Source organism: Desulfobotulus sp., from assembly GCF_034006065.1.
Lineage (GTDB): Bacteria > Desulfobacterota > Desulfobacteria > Desulfobacterales > ASO4-4 > Desulfobotulus.
In genome coordinates this window covers 15507-34029 of sequence record NZ_JAVETM010000003.1, presented here as the reverse complement: position 1 = coordinate 34029, position 18523 = coordinate 15507, and the positions used below count along the sequence as shown (strand labels likewise).

The 18523-nt window shown below is 55.6% G+C and carries 13 protein-coding genes; 6 read left to right on the top strand and 7 right to left on the bottom strand.

What is annotated here, in order from left to right:
- The first annotated feature begins 11 nt into the window (after nucleotides 1-11).
- A complete protein-coding gene (locus tag RBR60_RS02450) occupies nucleotides 12-1466 on the top strand; it encodes an ATP-binding protein (protein ID WP_320354170.1) in 1455 nt (484 codons plus the stop codon).
- Nucleotides 1467-1625: 159 nt separating this feature from the next.
- Complete coding sequence (gene cydD, locus RBR60_RS02445) at nucleotides 1626-3317, top strand: thiol reductant ABC exporter subunit CydD (protein ID WP_320354168.1); 1692 nt, start codon at nucleotides 1626-1628, stop codon at nucleotides 3315-3317.
- Between the two features lie 233 nt (nucleotides 3318-3550).
- Here cydD and RBR60_RS02440 read toward each other — a convergent pair whose 3' ends face one another.
- Together RBR60_RS02440 and RBR60_RS02435 are read right to left on the bottom strand one after the other, a co-directional pair.
- Complete coding sequence (locus RBR60_RS02440) at nucleotides 3551-4615, bottom strand: AAA family ATPase (RefSeq protein ID WP_320354167.1); 1065 nt, start codon at nucleotides 4613-4615, stop codon at nucleotides 3551-3553.
- On the bottom strand, nucleotides 4608-5852 hold the full coding sequence (locus RBR60_RS02435) for a DUF262 domain-containing protein (RefSeq protein WP_320354166.1): 1245 nt from the start codon (nucleotides 5850-5852) through the stop codon (nucleotides 4608-4610). Before RBR60_RS02435 ends, RBR60_RS02440 begins: the two co-directional genes overlap by 8 nt.
- A 186-nt stretch (nucleotides 5853-6038) precedes the next feature.
- On the opposite strand from RBR60_RS02435, the gene cydC reads away from it, so the two are divergent.
- On the top strand, nucleotides 6039-7688 hold the full coding sequence (gene cydC, locus RBR60_RS02430; RefSeq protein ID WP_320354164.1) for a thiol reductant ABC exporter subunit CydC: 1650 nt from the start codon (nucleotides 6039-6041) through the stop codon (nucleotides 7686-7688).
- Nucleotides 7689-7965: 277 nt separating this feature from the next.
- The gene (locus RBR60_RS02425) at nucleotides 7966-8772 is read left to right on the top strand and encodes a hypothetical protein (protein WP_320354162.1); all 807 of its coding nucleotides are present in this window, start codon (nucleotides 7966-7968) and stop codon (nucleotides 8770-8772) included.
- Between the two features lie 50 nt (nucleotides 8773-8822).
- On the opposite strand, the gene RBR60_RS02420 is transcribed toward RBR60_RS02425, so the two are convergent.
- Together RBR60_RS02420 and RBR60_RS02415 are read right to left on the bottom strand one after the other, a co-directional pair.
- Nucleotides 8823-9512, bottom strand: a complete 690-nt coding sequence (locus RBR60_RS02420) for a response regulator (RefSeq protein ID WP_320354160.1) — start codon at nucleotides 9510-9512, stop codon at nucleotides 8823-8825.
- 22 nt (nucleotides 9513-9534) lie between these two features.
- The gene (locus RBR60_RS02415) at nucleotides 9535-11022 is read right to left on the bottom strand and encodes an ATP-binding protein (protein ID WP_320354159.1); all 1488 of its coding nucleotides are present in this window, start codon (nucleotides 11020-11022) and stop codon (nucleotides 9535-9537) included.
- 258 nt (nucleotides 11023-11280) lie between these two features.
- Between RBR60_RS02415 and RBR60_RS02410 the strand changes: the two genes are divergently transcribed.
- Nucleotides 11281-11700, top strand: coding sequence for a hypothetical protein (locus RBR60_RS02410; protein ID WP_320354158.1), 420 nt, complete (start codon nucleotides 11281-11283; stop codon nucleotides 11698-11700).
- 308 nt (nucleotides 11701-12008) lie between these two features.
- Here the strand turns inward: RBR60_RS02410 and RBR60_RS02405 are convergent, their stop codons facing one another.
- From RBR60_RS02405 to RBR60_RS02395, 3 genes are all read right to left on the bottom strand, one after another.
- On the bottom strand, nucleotides 12009-14225 hold the full coding sequence (locus RBR60_RS02405) for a putative bifunctional diguanylate cyclase/phosphodiesterase (RefSeq protein ID WP_320354156.1): 2217 nt from the start codon (nucleotides 14223-14225) through the stop codon (nucleotides 12009-12011).
- Between the two features lie 103 nt (nucleotides 14226-14328).
- Nucleotides 14329-16446, bottom strand: a complete 2118-nt coding sequence (locus tag RBR60_RS02400) for a PAS domain-containing protein (RefSeq protein WP_320354155.1) — start codon at nucleotides 16444-16446, stop codon at nucleotides 14329-14331.
- 201 nt (nucleotides 16447-16647) lie between these two features.
- A complete protein-coding gene (locus tag RBR60_RS02395; RefSeq protein ID WP_320354152.1) occupies nucleotides 16648-17337 on the bottom strand; it encodes a metal-dependent hydrolase in 690 nt (229 codons plus the stop codon).
- Nucleotides 17338-17598: 261 nt separating this feature from the next.
- On the opposite strand from RBR60_RS02395, the gene RBR60_RS02390 reads away from it, so the two are divergent.
- Nucleotides 17599-18447: a flagellin gene (locus RBR60_RS02390; protein WP_320354150.1), complete on the top strand. Its 849-nt coding sequence runs from the start codon at nucleotides 17599-17601 to the stop codon at nucleotides 18445-18447.
- Nucleotides 18448-18523 lie beyond the last annotated feature (76 nt).

The following is an 18523-nucleotide window of genomic DNA, read 5'->3' as shown; positions in this document are numbered from 1 at the left end:
AGGGAGTGACCATGCATCGGTTGTTTTTCAAGCTTTTTTTTGGGTTTCTGGCCTTCACCCTGGCCAGCATGGCCCTTTCCCTCATTCTCGCCTTCACCGCATCCAAGGGGCCCTGGGGCGAACACCGGCAGCGGGTGCGCCAGGAGCGGCAGGAGATGTTCCGCCAGTCCATGGAGCTGTACGGATACGGAGCCGTGGCCGTACTCAAGGATGAAGGGCTTTCGGGGTATCAGGATTACAGAAGGCGTTTTCTGGAAAAAATGCGCACCCGAACCTGGCTTCTTTATCCGGATCTGACAGCGGTTACCGGCGACACGCCACCTCCGGCCTTTGCCGACGCCCTTGGCCGGGTTGCCGGAGAAAGGGAGGGGGTGGTGCAGTTTGTGGGTGAGGAGCTTTTTGTGCTGACGCCGGTTCTTCACAAGGGAGAACGTTGGTTCATGGCGGCGCTGGTGCCCCTTCCTCCCCATGCGGAACGTCTGTTGTTTCGTTTTCCCAAGGACCTGGGGATCCGGTTCTGGAGTTCCATTTTCCTTGCTGTTCTGCTCTGCTGGGCCATCGCAAGGCATATCACGGAGCCCATTGCAAGGCTGCGTTCTGCAACCCGCAATGTGGCGGCGGGCGATCTTTTGGTGCGGGTGGCCCCGGATCTGGGCAACCGCAGAGACGAACTGGGGCTTTTAGCCCGGGACTTTGACGCCATGACGGCCCGCATGGCGGATCTTCTGGAAGCCAGAGACCGACTGCTGCGGGATATTTCCCATGAGCTGCGTTCGCCCCTGGCCCGCATGGCCGTGGCACTTGAGCTTGCAAGGAAGGATGGAGGCAACGGGGCCGCCTTTCTGCGCATGGAAATGGAGATGGAGCGTCTCAATGCCATGATCGGAGAAATCCTCACCCTGGCCCGTCTGGCCTCGGGAAAGGATGAGGGCGATCTTCCGGAATCCATGAATTTTTCCCGCCTGGTCATGGACATTGTGGCGGATGCGGATTTTGAGGCCCAGGGAGAGCGGCGTTCCGTGGTCTTTTCCGGTGCGGAAGATCTTGGGCTTAAGGGCTTTCCCACCCTCCTGCACAGGGCTGTGGAAAATGTGGTGCGCAATGCCCTTAGACATACGCCGGAGGAGGAGGAAGTCCGGGTTTTTCTTTCCCTGGAGGGTGAAGAGGTGGTGCTGCGCGTGGAAGACCCCGGCCCCGGCGTGCCCGAAGAGGCTCTTGTGCGCATTTTTGAGCCCTTTTACCGGGTGGAGGATCATCGGGACCGGCGCACGGGCGGCGTGGGGCTTGGGTTGGCCATCACGGGGCAGGCCGTGCGTCGGCATGGGGGGCGCATCCGGGCTGAAAATCGCAATCCGGGTTTTTGCGTGGAAATTCGTTTACCTCTGTTTTTTTCCCCCATTGGGAGGGGGGCCGGGGGCGAGGGGCAAACCGGGTGTGTCAGTACCCGTAAAAACGTTCCGATATAAACGATAATCATCTGAATTTGCTGTGGATGCCAGCATGTTCGGATATGATGGGTGGGGGAGTGTGAATGAGACGGATGAAGTGTGGGTAAACCTCATTTCAGGAGGAGGGTGTATAAGATGTTTTTATTTCAGGAAATCGCTTAAGGAAAGAAAACTCTTTTGAAAGAAAATCAGAACACAATGGAGAAAGAGGCCCGCCTCTGGCTGCAGGAAAAGGTGAAAGGGGTGCGGGGGCTGCTCTGGTTTTCCGGCCTTATGGGTGCCTTGGCTTCGGTTCTCATGGTGTTGCAGTGCTTTTTTCTTTCTGCCCTGCTGGTGGGACTGGCCCTTGAATCCCGTTTTGAGATGCGGACTTTCTGGCTTCTCGGGCTTTGCCTTCTGCTGCGCCCCTTCTTTCTTGCGGCAAAGGACGGCCTTGGTCTTAAGGCGGGGCGCTTGTTCCGTAAGCAGCTTCGGCGGGAGCTTCTGGAAAAAATTGTGGGGGCAGGTCCCCGCAGAAGCCGCATCGCAGGGGATGGCGTCCTTTCGGCTCTGGTGCTGGAGCAGGTGGACGCCATGGATGACTATGTGGTGCGCTACCTTCCCCAAAAGATCCTGGCCGTTGTAACCCCTTTCATCATCGTGCTGGCGGTCTGGCCCCACAGCCTTCTTGTGGCCTTTCTGCTCCTGCTCACAGCCCCTCTGGTTCCCTTTTTCATGATTCTTGTCGGTGAAGAGGCGGGCCGGGCCGGTCGCAGGCAGTTTCAGGCTCTGGCCCTGCTCGCGGGTCGTATGCGGGATCTCCTGGCGGGGTTTTCCGTACTGCGTCAGCTGAACGCCCTGGAGGCCGCCAGGGAAAAGCTCGCCACCTCGGCACAAGCCTACAGAAAACGAACCCTTTTCGTTCTGCGCCTTGCCTTTTTGTCGTCCGCCGTGCTGGAGCTTTTTGCTTCCCTTGCCATCGCCCTTGTGGCGGTTTATCTCGGTATGGGGCTTCTTGGCCATGTGCCCTGGGACAGGGGACGGGTTCCCGTCCCCCTGGAGTCGGCCCTTTTCATTCTTCTGCTTATTCCGGAGTATTACATGGCCCTGCGTCGTTTTGGTGCGGATTACCATGCAAAGGCCCAGGCTTTTGCTGCGGCTTCAGCCCTTCTGCCCCTGATCAGGATGAAGGCGGTTCTTCCTGCATGCGGCGGGGAGCGGCTCACGCTGACGGGGCCTCCCGGTCTTCGCATGGAAAGGGTGGATTTACGCATGGATGGGAGGGAGCCCATTCTCAAGAATGTGGATCTTTGCATCCGGCCGGGTCAGAGGGTGGGACTTGTGGGGCCCAGCGGTGCCGGAAAAACCAGCATTCTTCAGCTTTTCCTGGGTTTTGATCTTCCTTCGGAAGGGCGTATTCTTATTGAAGATCGGCCCCTTGATACCCTGGATGTGGATTTTTTTCGCAGACAGATTGCCTGGCTGGGGCAGCGGCCGGAGTGGTTTTCCGGAACCGTTGCGGAGAATCTGCGCTTTGCCCGGCCCGGAGCTTCGGAGGAGGCACTCCGGGAAGCCCTGAAAGCTGCTGAAGCCTTGGATTTTCTTGAGGTCCTGCCCCAGGGGCTGGAGAGTCCCATGGGTGAAGGGGGGCTGGGGTTTTCCGGTGGGCAGCTGCAGCGTCTTGCTCTGGCCAGGGCCCTTTTGCAGGATGCCTGGCTCTGGATACTGGATGAACCGGGAGCCCACCTGGACCCGGAAACGGCCCGTTCGGTGCGGACGCATCTCGGTCGGCTCAGTGCGGGAAAAACCCTCATCCTGGCCACCCACCACCTGGAAGGGCTGGAGTGGCTCGATTTTCTGGTACGGGTGGAGGAGGGGAGGGTTGGGTAATGATTTGTTTTGAAAGCTTAAAACAGGTTGAAGATGTGTAGTGTGGGTAGTGGTTGTTTTTTTAGCCTCTGTCACTTCGTTTATGGTCGGTTTCAAAGCCGATCACCATGAAAAGATCATTTTTTCGAAATCCGTGGCATCGGAACTTTTGCGATACCCTGAATTTGTATGTTTTCATGTGGCGATAGTTTTGATTGATTGTATTTTGATATTCCTTAAAGAGAATTTGCATGTCAGAGCCCCAGAATCTGGTCAAGATCATCATCAAACTGGTCAAAGAGTCCTTTGGGATGGGTCATGCTGCGACCGTGCGCATTGAGCGGTATGAGGATATTCTGGGCGCACGCATTGTCGTCAAGCTGAAAGAAGTGGATGGCCACCAGGGTATGGGCAATCTCTTTTTTTGCGATGGCTTTTCTGACTCCGTTGAATACGTGGTCACTATGGGTTTCAAGAATAATCTGAATTCCGGCATTGGCGGCGAAGCAGAGAAAGGCCGTCAGCTCGGACTGGGCTTTGGGATGCAGATGGATTTCCGGGTTTTCGATGATGACAATGTCACCCGGATCGGCGCTGAGGCATGCGATCAGTACGCCCATGGCAAAACTGACTCCGGAGCCCATGTGGTAAGGACGGACAGCCTTGCTGTTGTGAAGGGATAATTCCAGTGAAAGTGTATTGCTGAGACCCAGATCATGGATTCTGTTTTTTATCCCAAACAGTTTGCCGAGCCAGTGGTTGACCTGATGTTCCAGTGTAACACTTGCTGTATCTGCAATGAGCGCAGGAGCAATATTTTTTTTCCGGTTTCTGTATAGAAAATCTACAATAAATTCACATCTGTTCCCAAGAAAATTTACCTGGTCAAAATTTTTCAGATATAGATCTTCAGGCCCGATACGGTTTGCGGGTAAATAATATACATGCCGTTTTTCAAGGTTCAGAAAATTCTGTATTGTATGTGCTTCATGGTTGAATGAAACAAGAGTGTCCTGGCTGTCTTCATTTGCGGCACAGAATTCCGCCTGAAAAAAGTCTTTGCCGTTTGCAACGCCTACCTGAAAACTGCGTGCACCTGTGCGGTGATTGCGGCATTCGTCAAAGGTTCCCAGGCGCAACCACATGCCATTCAGTGGCGATGGCGCATTTTTCAGGGCATTGTTACACAGGAGAAGGAAAGCCTGAATGGCGGAAGATTTGCCGGAGGAATTGGTGCCCGCAAAAATATTCATACCCCTCAAGGAGATTTCAGCCTCACTGAAACATTTGAAGCCTTTTATCTGAATGGTTTCAATCATTTCGTATCTCCTGGATTTTTTTTTCTATGGACTCGAATCGGTGGTTTATACTGACTTTGCTGTCCACAGTGTAACTTGTACATCGCAGGAACTCTTCGTCTACGAGAAGCGTTTCAAAGCTCTTTTTTATCAGCGGATGTTTTTCTATGGGCTGATCCATGACTTCAAGAATGAAATAGCTCACGGTTTCAAACAAAGCCATATTGATGGGGCGACGGGGGCCATTGCCTGCTTTGGGCAAGCGGAAACAGCCTTTGCCCAAAAGTGTTTTGCATGCCTGCATGAGTTTGTCGAATACAGGGGGGAATTCTGAGCAGAAAATGCCGCCCTTCGGATGATTCAGAAAAAGCATGGTTTTACCAAGAAAATCTTCCATATCACTTCGGTAGTCCACGGGAGGAAATCCTGGTTCTTTGACCGCAAGAAGTTTTTTTTTGCGCCACAGGTAAAAGGCAATCATCCGGAGAACAAGGTATTTATCTTTCATTCGATCGGATTTTACAGAATTTTCAGTTGCCAATTTGAAACTGTCAAGTGCAACCAGATGATTCAGCAGTTTTGTCGCAGCCCCCTGGTAGATGGCATTTCTCATTTCCTGATTGTTCAGGCGTGTCCCCCCTCGATTGACCCGGTCAAACAGATCAAAGGTGACACGGTCCTGGGTTGGTGGCTTGATGATATGCAGAGTCAGTTGGCAGTCTTCAATTTTAGTTTGTTGCGCCTGGCTCAGATGCTTTGAAAAACGGGTTCCGTTTTTTGTGCTTTCACTGAAATATGAGCCGTTCAGATCTTTGAGGATGGTGAGTTTCTGTAAGGGGAATTCATGGTTCATAAACTGGAAAAGTGTGGTCAGACGCTGGCGGCCGTCCACAACGATATGGACCCCCCGATCATCTTCTTTTACGTAAATCAGGGGAAGAGGGATACCCATGAGTATGGATTCGATCAGCTCGCTTTTCTGTTGGGCTGTCCAGACGGTGTGGCGCTGGAAGTCCGGATCAAGCTTGATGAGGGGAGGCTCTTTGTCGTATTTACGCTTCAGCTGGAAAACGGAAGTGCTTTCCGCAGCAATATTGACAAGGGCATCAGGATAGATTTCCGCCGTGTCTGATTCAGGGGAAGAATTTTTTTCTCTTAACTCCGCACCGAGGGTTTCTTCTCCCTCAAAGGTATCTTCGTTGGCCATTGACTCTGTCTCTACCGCCATTGGTTCTCCTTGGATGCGGTATGTCGTCATCGAAAAAATGTTAAAGCCTGATGCCGGAAGAGGCTATGGAATCAGGATCAAGCCTTTTTTCTTTTCGGAAGGCTTAGCATAAGGTCTCATTGAAGACAAGCCGACAGATAGCAGCAGACCATATGGCGCTTGCCATCCTCTTCAGGTTGACACCATGGGGAGGCATGGCTTTGGAAAGGGTGAGGAATGAAACCTGTTGTAGAGAAAAAGCTGGCTTTAAGCTCTCTTATTTCCCAGCAGGGAATCATGGGGTTTGCGGGACTGGCGCTGGGGGCTCTGGGGCTGACGGCTTCGGTTTTTCTGCTGGCGGTTTCCGGATGGTTTCTCACCGCAGCGGGTGTGGCGGGTCTTTGTCTTTCCACCCTCCATACCTTCAATTATCTTCAGCCCGCAGCTCTGATCCGGCTTCTTGCCATTACCCGGACTTTGGCCCTGTACGGAGAGCGCATCGTTTCCCATGATGGCATCCTGCGGCTCCTTGCCCGTCTGCGACTCTGGCTCTTTGACGCCCTTGCCCGGAAGGATCGTTTCCGGCTGACCCGTCTGGGCAGTGGAGAACTTATGCAGCGCATGCTGGCGGACATTGATCTTCTGGATCAGTGGCCTCTGCGCGGACTGGCGCCCTGGATATGGTCGATTTTTCTGGGACTTTTGTTTCTGCTGGTTCTTTTCTTCTTTTCTTTTCCCCTGGCCCTGATTTTTTCGGGGGTGCTGGTCTTGATCTTAGGCGTACTGCCCTTTGTCTTTTCTTCTCCGGCCCTGGCCTTATCCCGCATGCAGACCCGGAAAGCCGGAGAACGCAGACAGTTTTTGCTTGAAACCCTCGCTGGCCTCATCACCCTGCGTACCACAGGAGGCTTTGGGGAGAGGCTGGAGAAATTCTGGCATCTGGACGGAGAGTTTTTCCACAATCAGTGGCGCTTGCAGGGTCTTGGGATTCTGGCTCAGCTTCTCATTTTTCTTTTTCTTTCCGCAGGGCTCTGGATGATGGTGCTGTACGGAGGAAGGGCCGTGCAGGAGGGCCTTTTTTCTTCCGCCCTTCTTGTGGGCTTTTCCTGTGTTCTTCTGGGACTTCAGGAGGTGCTGGCTTCCCTTTCCCAGACCTTTCAGGCCCAGGGTTTTACCCACAGCGCAAGGACGCGCCTGCGGGAAGCGGCGCAGGAGGATGGGGAAAACAAGGGAAGAATCACAGCGCTTCCGGGTGATCCCAGGCTTTGCCTTGAAAGCGTCAGCGCGCGCTTTGATGGGGCCCTGAGCGGGCCGGACGGGGTTTCCTTTTCTTTGCACAAAGGAGAAAGTCTCTGGGTGGAGGGGGCTTCGGGCTGCGGCAAATCCACCCTTGCGGCGGTTATGGGGGGATGGCTCAGGCCCTTTTCAGGCAAGGTTTTTGTGAACGGGATTCCCATGGAAGAGGTGGAGGAGAAGGTCTTGCGCCGCCATGTGGGATTTCTGGATCAGGCGATCCATCTTTTTCCCCTGAGCCTTGGGGAGAATCTGCGCCTTGCCTCACCCCAGGCCTCCGATGAAACTCTCTGGGAAGTGCTGGAAGCGGTGCTGCTTGCGGACTGGGCCAAAACGCTGCCCCAGGGGCTCCATACCCTGCTGGGAGAATATGGTGCGGGCCTTTCCGGTGGTCAGGCCAGGAGACTGGCCCTGGCGCGCCTGCTTCTCATGAAAACCCCCATCCTGATTCTGGACGAGCCCTTTGAGGGACTGGACGGCCCTACCGCTGAAGCCCTTCTCGCCATGCTCCGTGAGCGCCAGGCTGAGGGCATTTTGATTCTCATCAGCCACCAGGCCCTGGGCGGAGGCTTCACCCGGAAGTATGGGTTCTGAAAATAAAAGCGTGCGGTTGGTTTTTAACGGAGGTTTTCCCAAAACGGCGAAAAGAATCCGGAGTTTCCATATCCCAATTTTTTATCCCCCCGTATCCCCACTTTTTCTACACATTCCCTCCATTTTTTCTTTTTAAGATGAAATAGGGATTTTTTATCCCCTGGCAGATCTGTCCCACACCCTGAAACGGAAGGAGGGATGCCTCAGCTGCATGTGAAAAACGTTATGTCTGCTGAAAAGCGGGCGTGAAGATCACCTGTAAGGAAAGGATGCGGAGATGATCAGTGGTGTGAGTACCCGTTCCTATGCCTACAGCATCCAGAGCCGGTATTCGGGAGGAAGCGTTCTTGCCGGTCTGACGGAAGCGGGCAACGGGAGCAGTGCGGGATCGGAGTCGGCAGCGGAAGCTGCCAGCAGCTTGCAGAGGGTTCAGGAAAAAGGGCAGCGGCCGCCCCTGGGGCCGCCTCCGCCCATGGGCGGGGTGGACTGGAGCATGGGAGCGCCTTATTCTGTGGAAGACATGGCCGCAGAGGTGATGGCCGAGCTGGACGCGGATGGCGATGCCCTGCTCACCCTTGAGGAATCGGGATTGTCTGAAGAGGTCTGGAGTGCCCTGGATACGGACGGAGACGGGCAGGTTTCGTCAGAGGAAGTGGCCGGAGGGTTGGAGGAAACGCTGGGCCGTTACGTTATGGAGCCGCCGCCTCCGCCGGAAGGAAGCAGGGAGGGCGGCGGGTCTCCCGGAGGCATGGGGCCTCCTCCTTCTTCCGAGGACATGGCTGCGAGCCTCATGGGAGAGCTGGATGCCGATGGTGACGGTCAGTTGAGCCTTGAGGAATCGGGTTTTGACGAGGAACTCTGGGTCGCCATGGATACGGATAGAGACGGATACGCCAGTTCTGCGGAGCTGACGGCCTACGCCGAATCCCGGAAAAGCGAAGGGGGGATGCCTCCCATGCCACCCTCAGGGGATAACAGTGCCGTATCCGCCGGAATCCGGCAGGCGGGGCTTCAGGCCTATGGGGCCATGGGCCTTTATGCAGCAACGGCAGGCTCGGGATCCCTTTCCGGTCTTTTTGCCTGAAAGGGCTTTTTTCACACCGGGCCGGAGACGTATTTCCGGTCCCGGTGTCTTCACGACCTTATCTCACTGAGCCTGTAGCCCACCCCGTACACGGAGGCGATGACTTCCTGATCGGGAAGCATGGCCGCGATTTTTTTCCTCAAATTCTTGATATGGGAATCAATGGTACGGTCATAGCCTTCAAAATCAGAGCCCTGAACCTGCTGAAGCAGCTCGTTTCTGGAAAAAACCCGGCCGGGCCGTTGCATGAAAATCCGAAGTAGGCCGAATTCACTGGGCGTGAGCTTCAGGGCAGTTCCTGAAATCATGGCCTCGTGGGCGGGGGTGCTGAGGGAGATGGGACCCCAGGTGAGGATCTCGGGGTTTTCCGGGGGCCGCAGACGACGGAGAACGGCCTTCACGCGGGCCACCACCTCCCTGGGACTGAAGGGTTTGCAGATGTAGTCGTCTGCTCCGATTTCCAGTCCGATGAGCCGGTCCACCTCATCCACCCGCGCTGTTACCATGATAAGGGGCACGTCGGAAAATCTGCGGATTTCCTGGCAGAGGGACACCCCGTCCATGCCGGGCAGCATCAGATCCAGCAGCACCAGATCCGGCGGGTGCTGGCGTAGCCGCGCCAGCACCGTATCGCCCCTGTGCAGCACCGTGACCCGGAATCCGCTGTTCACCAGATAATCCCGGTGAAGGGCCGCGATCTTTTCCTCGTCTTCCACCACAAGGATATGCTGTTCGGCCACCCTGTCTCCTTTTTTTGCGCTGTTATGCGGTTTTTTTTCTGAAGGTCATCACGATGCGCAGCCCCATCCGCGCACCGGCCTCGGCCCGGATCTCCCCCCGGTGGGTCTCCATGATCTGACGGCAGATGGACAGGCCGAGACCGCTGCCGCCCATGGCGCGGCTCCGGGCGGTGTCTACCCGGTAGAGACGGTCAAAGAGCAGGGGAAGGGAGGCCGGAGGCACGCCGGGTCCTCCGTCTTCAAGCAAGAGACTGAAGCTTTCCTCCCCCTCTTCTTCCCAGGCCACAATCGGGCCTGGTGGCGTGGCGTAGCGGAGGGTGTTTTCCAAGAGGTTGGAAAAAAGCTGGGTGAGCCGGTCGGCGTCGCCCAGGGTTTCGTGGCCGGGGTCTTGCAGCCGGAGATCCAGCTCGAATCCCGCAGCAAGGAGCCGGGGTCGGAAGGCCTCCGCTGTCCGGGCGAGAATGGCGCAAGGCCGCAGGGGACGGAGATCACAGGTCAGGGCGCCGGATTCGGTCTGGGCGATCTGATGCAGATCCTCCACAAGCTTGGAGAGATGCCGCGCTTCCTGATCCAGAGACAGAAGATTTTCCTGTGAGGGCGGACGGATGCCGTCGATGAGGGCCTCGATTTCGCCCCGGAGGATGGCCAGCGGTGTCCGGAGTTCGTGGGAAATGTCGGAAAGCCACTGCCTGCGCATGGCTTCGTAACGGCTGAGGGTTGCGGCCATGCGGTTGAAGTCTGCGGCGAGCTGGCCCAGTTCATCCCTGCGGGTTTCGGGAATCCGGGCCTCAAACCTGCGGAGGGACAGGGCGCGGGTGGCTTCCGTGAGGCGGAGTATGGGGGTTAAAAGCCATCTTGAAAGCAGCAGGCCCATGAAAACGGAGAGGAAAAGCACCACCGCCGCAACACCGTACAGGGCGCGCGTCTGCCGGGCCATGAAGTCAAAGTCCAGGGGATGGCGCAGGCTTTCGTTTTTCCGGAGCCCCAGCCAGCCGATGGTGCGGTCTCCGGAAGTGAGTTCCCTGAGGGCCTGTCCTTCGGAAGAGCGTGCGGATCCCGTCACTGGACCTTGTCCGGCATCGAATACGGTGAGCGCGTCCCAGAGGGGGCGGGGAAAGGGGCCGGGCATGTCCGCCGCCATAGGACGGGGCGGGGGGCCCTCTCCGGACAGAGGTGGCCTGGACGCAGAGTCTTGGCCATGGGGAAGCCCGGATTCTGGCCGGAAAGGCGGTCGGAGGGGCACGGGATTCCCTGAGGGGTCCAGGGGAGCGGAAGGCCCCTTCTCATGCAGGGCCTCCCTGACCATACGATGGAACGCGGCGGGATTCCGGCTAAGGTTTTCCCAGCCGCCCTCCCTTTCATGGAAGGTAATCAGATCTTCGACCAGACCGTCCATGCCTTCCAGCAGGGTGTGGGCCATGTAGTCGGAAAAATTGTGGTAGGAAAGGGCCATCATGGAAAGACTCATCCCTCCCACCAGCACCAGGGCGTAGCATCCAAAAAGAATCATGAAGCGGAGTGGAAGTTTCAGTTTTTTTCTCCATGTTTTGGATGGACGAAAGCGATATGGGAAGGGGCGGAAGGGTCAGCGGATTCCCTTCCGGTATTTTTTTTACTGTACGCAGCCTCTCTCCGAAACTCAAATGCTTCCCGTAGCCCCCACAACATCCCCATCAGCTCTCCACAGTCTCTCCATATTTTCCCACTACGATTCGTCCGGCTGACAGAAGAGAGCCTTTTCATTCATCCCCTTATCAAGAGGTGGCGCATGGGTAAAAACCGCGTTGTTGTTTTTCTGTTTCTGATTCTTGCTCTGGGCGTGTGCGTGTCGGCCTCGGCCCGTGAGCAGCGGGGGCCGGGCAGACCATCGGCCTTTCCCCCAGCCTTGAAGTTCCTGATGGATCGTTTTGCCATGGATGCCATAGCTGTTTCGGTGCTGGCGGACATGACCGGAGAAAATGAGGAAAAGCTCTGGGAAAGGTTGGACGACGGGCTTGTCTTGGATCTTCTCGAGGATCTGGATGTGGACAGGGAAGCCTTTCGTGAGGCCATGGATCTGCAGGTGATGGAAAGGATCAGGGTTGCGGAAAAAAATGGTCTTCTCACCCGAGAAGAGGCTGAAAAGGGCGCTGCCTTTCTTCGGAATCGTCCGGAAGGGCCTCCGAAGGCGGGACGACCCACACCCTGATCCATATTCAGGACCGTAGCGGACAGCGCCCTTTCACCTTCGCACTGGCCAAGGCCTATGGTCCCTGACTTTTTCCTCTCTGATCCTTGTTGCGGGCATACGTTAGACGTGTATTTTGGTCAAAGTGTCACGGGTTCGACAAGGGATGGTTTGTGCACGTGAGGAGGCTATATCCCCGGAATCCAGGTTGGAAGTTTCACCATATCCAACTGAGCGGATCGGATTTCGTTTTTTCTTTTTTTGGAGATCCTGTCTTTTGAAAAGGTTTTTTGGAAGGCAGTCGCGGGAGGGAAAGAGAAAAAGAGGCTTTAAGATTCCCGGAGGCAAAGAGAGATAAAATCCTTCGCAGGCATGGGGCGGTAAAAGAAAAATCCCTGAAAGAGACCGCAGCCTTTCTCCTTGAGATAGTCCAGCTGCTGGGGGGTTTCAACGCCTTCTGCGACCATCTCAAATCCCAGTTCCTGTCCTAAGGTGAGGATGGTCTGGGTGATGCTGGTGTGACGCGTGTTGTCCGGCAGGCCGGAGACAAAACTGCGGTCCAGCTTCAGGGTGGTGATGGGAAGTTCTGCCAGCAGTTTCAGGGAAGAATACCCCACCCCGAAATCATCCATGGCGATGTGGTGCCCGTTTTTTTTGAGTTTCTCCAGTTCGTTTAAGGCCACATCCCCTGCGGACATGAGGCAGGTTTCAGTCAGTTCAATCTCAAGCCATTGGGGGCGGATACCGTGGCGTTCCACCATCCGATCGATGTGGTCGGCAATGCCGGGTTTGAGAAAATGCAGGGGAGAAAGGTTGAAACTGATGCTGAGGGGATTTTCCCTGTGGGCGTTGATGTCCTTGACCAGGACCGCGGTGTCTTCCATGACCTGAAGGTCGATCTGATGGATAAGGCCGCTGTCTTCCGCTACGGGGATGAAATGGGCCGGAGAGGCGTAGGGTTTGTCCGTGAGCCAGCGCACCAGAGCTTCTCCTCCCACAATCTCGCCGAGACTGTTCACCTTGGGCTGGATAAAGGTGGTGAATTCGCGGGCATTGAGCGCAGCGCGCAGGTGAATTTCAATGTCCCGCCTGAGGATTTGTTTTTCCGCAAGACCTTCCTGATAGATGGGCATGTCTCCCAGGATATGCTGCTGTTGCTGTATGACCATTTCCGCACGCTGCACACCCTTTGGGGCCATGTTGGCCCTGGTCACGGCGAGTCCGAAACTGTATTCCACTGAAAGTTCTCTGCCTTGAATATTCAGGTTTTCGGGTAGTTGTCTCCGGATAAACTCAATATCCCCATGGGTATCGGATGCTGCAATGAGGAGACTGCCCCGCAGGCGGCCATACACCATGCAGGTCTTTGGGGCGGAGATGCGCAGGGCTTCGGCCACATGACGCACCACGGCATCTCCGGTTCGCATACCGTATTTGTGATTGATATAGCGCAGATGGGCGATGCGGATGCACAGAAAATGGACGCGGGTGTCCCCGAATCTTTCGGCTGTCACGTTGCAGAAATGCTCGTAATTGTAGAGTCCTGTGAGATGGTCGTGGCTGCGCAGGAAGAGGGCTTTTTCCTGTACCTCATGCAGCTGGTGCATCATACGTTTGAGTTCGGTCACATCCCGCAGGGAGTAAAGCAGGGTGTCCTGGCGCACATCCGCCACCTCCACCACCACTTCGATCCATTCTTCAGAGGGCAATCTGAAACGGGCTTTACAGGTCTCCCCCCTTCGAGGGGAAGGGCTGGGATCGGTCTGAAAATCCAGAAGGTGCTGGAGGGGTTTTCCAATGAGCCCTTCTGATCCGAAAAGGGTCTGAGCCTGGAGATTGGCGCGCTGAATGCGGCCTTTGCTATCGCACTGGATCAGGGCAACGGTATAATGCTGGAAAATTTCCTCGAACATGACCTTCATCCGGTGCATGCGCTGATAGTCTTTTTTGCGACGCAGGGCGTTTTCTTCCAGAGAACGATAAACCCGGAAGGCGGAGAGGGGGACGCAGAAATTGAAAAAGAGGAAGATGAGGGAGGATATATAGAGGTGGCTGTCCTCCAGGGTGATATCAATGCCCAGAATATTGGGGAATTCATATTTTCCGGCGATGAGAAGAAAGGGAAAGACATTGAAGGCCATGGCCCATACGGCGGCGTGCATGCCAAAGTAGACGCGCATGGTAAGCGGAGCCATGTAGAGAAAAACCACACCCATTCTTGCGACTTCGGGAATGCGGACGAAAAGCAGGATGCAGAGGGCGGCCAGGTAGATGAGGGAAATGAAGATCAGGGCCGCAGCGCGGCTGTTGTGGCGTAGGCCCATGAGAATCCATGCGAGCAGGGAGTAAAAGAAGAACACAAGGAGGGGGACATGGTAGAGCCCCTGGGAAAAAGCTTGCCAACCGCTGTGGATGCCGATCCAGCCCACAAGGCAGAGTCCGCTCAGGGTGAGGATGCGCAGAGCACTCTGACGCCAGATTTCCGGATCGCTCTGGCGGTAATATTCTTCTCCGATCATCAGATAGTGGCGCAGCTGTGTGAGCAAGAACGGACTCCTTCCTTATGGCTGGGCTGGGATTTTTGGGGCGGTTTCATGGGGTGGATTTCTACAGGGGTGACAAACGCTTTGCAGGAGGATCGGGTTGCTGTCAGACGGATTTTCCTGAGCTGAGGTCAAGAAGCTCCCGGATTTTAGCGGCAAGATCCCTTGCGGTAATGGGTTTGATGAGAAGCCCGCCAATGCCTGAGGCCGCAAGCTTTTCGGGTGTTGTGTGTTCGCTGAACCCTGTGCATAAAAGAACAGGAATGTCCGGGCGAATGGCGAGAATGGCCTGGGCCAATCTGTCACCGGACATGCCCGGCATGTGCATGTCCGTGAGGATGAGGTCATAATCCTCAGGCGCTGCGCGGAAAAGATCGAAGGCCTGGCCGCTGTCCGTGCATGCAGTAACGCGATATCCCAGGGATTCGAGAATTTTTTCCTGGAGGGTCACAATGGCCTTTTCATCATCCACAAGCAGGATGTGTTCGTTTCCTCCCTGAAGGGGCTGGGCTGTCTGCGTTTTTTCCCTGGGAGTTGCGGAGGCTTCGGCCACAGGGAAATAGACGCAAAAGGTGCTGCCCTTGCCTTCCTCACTGTCCACCTGGATGAAACCGCCGCAGCGTTGCACGATTCCCCGCACCACGGAAAGCCCCATCCCCGTACCCTTGCCCTTGGGTTTTGTGGTGAAAAAGGGGTCAAAAATCCTGTCAAGAAGCGCCTGGGGAATGCCGAGGCCCGTATCCGCCACACTGAGCCGTACATAGCTTCCGGGTGTCATTGCAGGGGGCAGACGACGGGGCTGGTCCATCTGCACCTCCTGGAGGTGGATGCGGAGTTCGCCACCCGCATCTTCCATGGCATGGAAGGCGTTGGTGACAAGGTTCATCACAATCTGGTGAATCTGGGTGGGATCCGCATGGATGGGGCGGCAATCGTTCTGAATGTAGGGCCGGATTTCAATGGAGCTTGGGATGGTGGCCCGGACAAACTTGAGCACTTCCTTGATAATGGGCTGTACTTTGAGAGCGCTGGGTTCGTGGTTTTCCCTGCGGGCAAAGGTGAGAATCTGCTGGGTAAGATCCCTGGCTCTCAGCGCAGCCTTGTAAATTTCGTCAAGTTTTCTGTGTTGGGGATGGTCTTCGGGGATTTCCATGAGGAGCATTTCCGCATACCCCATGATGGGAAAGAGGATGTTGTTGAAATCATGGGCAATGCCACCGGCCAGCATGCCGATGGATTCCATGCGCTGGGCATCGAGAAGTTGGGTTTCCAGACATTCCTTTTCCCGGATTTTCTGCTGCATTTCTGTCACATCATGGGAAATTCCTGCAATGGAGCGGATGTGGCCCTCTGTGTCAAGAAGGGGAAAAAGCACAGTCTCATAAGAGCGTTCCCCATGGTCGGTCCTGAGGGTGTCTTCCACAAAAATCGGGGCCTTGGCATCGAGAACCCGGGTGATGCGTTTCATGAAACGATCTGCAGTTTCTGGGGGCAGGAGTTCATGGAAGCTTTTTCCCCTGATTTCTTCTTGTGTTCTGCCAAAAAACTGAGCGGTTTTTTCGTTGCAGAGGAGGTAATGACCGGAAGGATCCATTTCTGAGATGAGAAGGGGGCTGTGATCCAGAATGGCCCGCAGCCTTTGTTCCGCATCCTTTCGTTTCTGATGGCTTCTGAACAGCAGAAGGATGAGAAGAAACTGAAGAAAAAGGCCTGAGGAAATGAGCATGCGGATGTGCTTTTCCTTCTGCCGGAGTTCCTGTTCTGCGCGTATGCGGTCTGTAATATCCACCACGATGGAAAAGAGGAGGTCTTTTTCCTGGATGGTGATGGGATAGGCGTAAACCTCCACATCCCGGATGCGGCCGTCGGCGAGAAGATGTCTGAAGCGGAAAAAGTTTTTGTTGAGCAGCCGTGCCCTTTCCATCTCCGCCTCTACCTCTTGGGCTGTGAGCTGGTTGATCTCCTTGATGTTCTTTCCCACAAGATGGGGGTAGGCGTAAAAACGTGAGGCAGCCGCATTGGCGTCCAGAATGTGGCCCGTTGCCGGATCAATGAGGAGCATGATGCTGCCATGCTTCTGAAGCAGCTGGCTTGCGCAGGGATTTTTTTGAAAAAAGAAGCTTTCAAAAGAAGGTACAGGGGGGTCGCAGAGACCCGGCAGGGGAAAAAGCAGGATGAGACCCCAGGCGGTGAAAAAAAGATTTTTAAGGAAAAAGACCTTCATGGATACGCCTTGCAAAGGGGTTCTGGGGATATCCGGGTAAGGGGGTTGGGTTCAGACTTTTCCCACGTCGCTGAAAGCCGTCATCCGTCCTGGGAGAGGGCTTGGGAAAAAAGCTGCATAGGGCCTGTCTCCATGGGAGGGGACTTTGCGGCCAAAGCCGGTGCCGATCCTTCAGGTTCCCGGGCAGACGCGTTCCCAGGGTCAGGTTTTTTCAAGGAACAGGGGGACGCCCGGCGTCATGGGGATGAGCCGGGTATCCGGCGCTTTTTCCTTCAGGGCCTGTTCAAAGGAAAGGGTGTCCTGCGCGAGCACGGGGAAGGTTCCCCAGTGCATGGCCATGACCTTTTTGCATGCGAGGAGACGGCAGGCTTCCGCCGCATCTTCGGCATCCATGTTGAAGCGGCCATCCATGGGCAGCATGGCAAGGTCCAGACAATGGCGGCGGGCAATGAGAGTCATGTCACTGAAAAGGGCTGTGTCGCCCGCATGGTAGAAGGTAAAGCCATCGGCAAGGGTGACGACAAAACCCGCAGGTGCTCCTGAGCCGGAAGAATGGAGGGCGGGTGTCATCCGGATTTTCATGCCGTCAAGTTCAAGGCTTCCGCCGATGTTCATGCCCAGTCCCTTTTCCTGGGCAAGTCCCTGTTCCCCAAGGGTGCAGATGAGATCATAAATGGCGATCACGGAGGCGCCTGTTCGGTTGGCGATGGCAAGGGCGTCTCCCAGATGATCGCTGTGATCGTGGGTGATGAGGATATGGTCCACATGGGTGAGGGTGTCGGGGTTCACAGGGGCTTTGGGGTTATGGTGAAAAAAAGGATCCACCAGAAGGGTTTTTCCAGAGGATTCAATTTTAAAATTGGCGTGACCGAACCAGGTAAAGGTAGGCATGGGAATTCCTTTCTTGGCTTTCAGGATTTCCTACACATAGACAAAGGCAGCCCAGGAAGTCAAATCTCATTTCCCCTGAAGGGGGAAAAGTCAGGAGAGCCGTGGGGTTCCAGGGCCGGATTTGAGGTGCGGACAGACGGAAAGAGGAAGGAAAACGGAATAAATTGACATTTAAAATCTATGGGTTATAGTTTTTATACCCGTGAAGTGTTCCCATTGTCTGTCACGGAGAAATTTCCTCTTGAGACAAGGAGGTCTCCCATGACTCTCCGATTAAACACCGATCCGGCAGGTCTGTTCGGGGCCCATCGGCTTTCAGGGTTGCAGCAGGGTTTTGAAACCGCCCTTTCCCGTCTGGGATCCGGGCAGCGCATCCAGAAGGCGGCAGACGATGTGGCGGGCATGACCCTTGCCAATTCCCTTTTTTCCCAGTCCCGCAGCTTTGGCCAGGCCATGCGCAATGCCAGTGATGCGGCAAGCATCGCCCAGGTGGCCGAAGGAGGCCTTTCCGGCGTATCCGCCACCCTCCAGGGTATCCGGGAAAAGGTGCTGCAGGCGGCCAACGCCAGCCAGTCGCCGGAAAGCAGGAGCGCCATCCAGTCGGACATTGCCAAGGCTGTCCAGGCCATGGACGACATCGCGGCCAACACCCGTTTCAACAACCAGCCCCTTCTCTCCGGAACCTTTACGGACAAGGCCTTTCAGATCGGCAGCCTTCCCGGTCAGACCGTGACCTTTTCCATTGGTGCGGTGAATTCTGGGCGTCTGGGTCATGCGGATCTGGGAACCGTGGCCGAGATTGATGTGAGAACGATGGAGGGTGCTGAGAAAGCACTGGGGATCGTGGATGCGGCCCTGGGGCAGGTGAACGGCAATCGGGCCCGCCTTGGTTCTGCCTATGGCCAGGTGGACAGTACGGTTCGCAGTCTTTCCACGGCGCGGGTGCAGACCTTGTCTGCGGTATCGACTCTACGGGATGTGGATTTCGCCGAAGAATCCATGAACATGAACCGGATGAAAAATCTCACCAACGCCAGCCTTTTTGCCCAGGCCCAGGGCCATGCGAACCGGGAAAACATCTTTTCCCTTCTCATGGGGGGAGCGGGGTGACGAGGATTGCATGGAAAACCGGCGGACGGTCTTCCGGTGGCAGGATTTGTCGGGAAAAAATGCTGGAGCGGGGTTT

Excerpts from the sequence above, each read along its gene's own strand:
- RBR60_RS02440 (WP_320354167.1), bottom strand. The coding sequence starts at position 4,615 with ATGATTGAAACCATTCAGATAAAAGGCTTCAAATGTTTCAGTGAGGCT.
- RBR60_RS02435 (WP_320354166.1), bottom strand. The coding sequence starts at position 5,852 with ATGACGACATACCGCATCCAAGGAGAACCAATGGCGGTAGAGACAGAG.
- RBR60_RS02410 (WP_320354158.1), top strand. The coding sequence starts at position 11,281 with ATGGGTAAAAACCGCGTTGTTGTTTTTCTGTTTCTGATTCTTGCTCTG.
- cydC (WP_320354164.1), top strand. The coding sequence starts at position 6,039 with ATGAAACCTGTTGTAGAGAAAAAGCTGGCTTTAAGCTCTCTTATTTCC.
- RBR60_RS02395 (WP_320354152.1), bottom strand. The coding sequence starts at position 17,337 with ATGCCTACCTTTACCTGGTTCGGTCACGCCAATTTTAAAATTGAATCC.
- RBR60_RS02450 (WP_320354170.1), top strand. The coding sequence starts at position 12 with ATGCATCGGTTGTTTTTCAAGCTTTTTTTTGGGTTTCTGGCCTTCACC.
- RBR60_RS02400 (WP_320354155.1), bottom strand. The coding sequence starts at position 16,446 with ATGAAGGTCTTTTTCCTTAAAAATCTTTTTTTCACCGCCTGGGGTCTC.
- RBR60_RS02390 (WP_320354150.1), top strand. The coding sequence starts at position 17,599 with ATGACTCTCCGATTAAACACCGATCCGGCAGGTCTGTTCGGGGCCCAT.
- RBR60_RS02415 (WP_320354159.1), bottom strand. The coding sequence starts at position 11,022 with ATGATTCTTTTTGGATGCTACGCCCTGGTGCTGGTGGGAGGGATGAGT.
- RBR60_RS02425 (WP_320354162.1), top strand. The coding sequence starts at position 7,966 with ATGATCAGTGGTGTGAGTACCCGTTCCTATGCCTACAGCATCCAGAGC.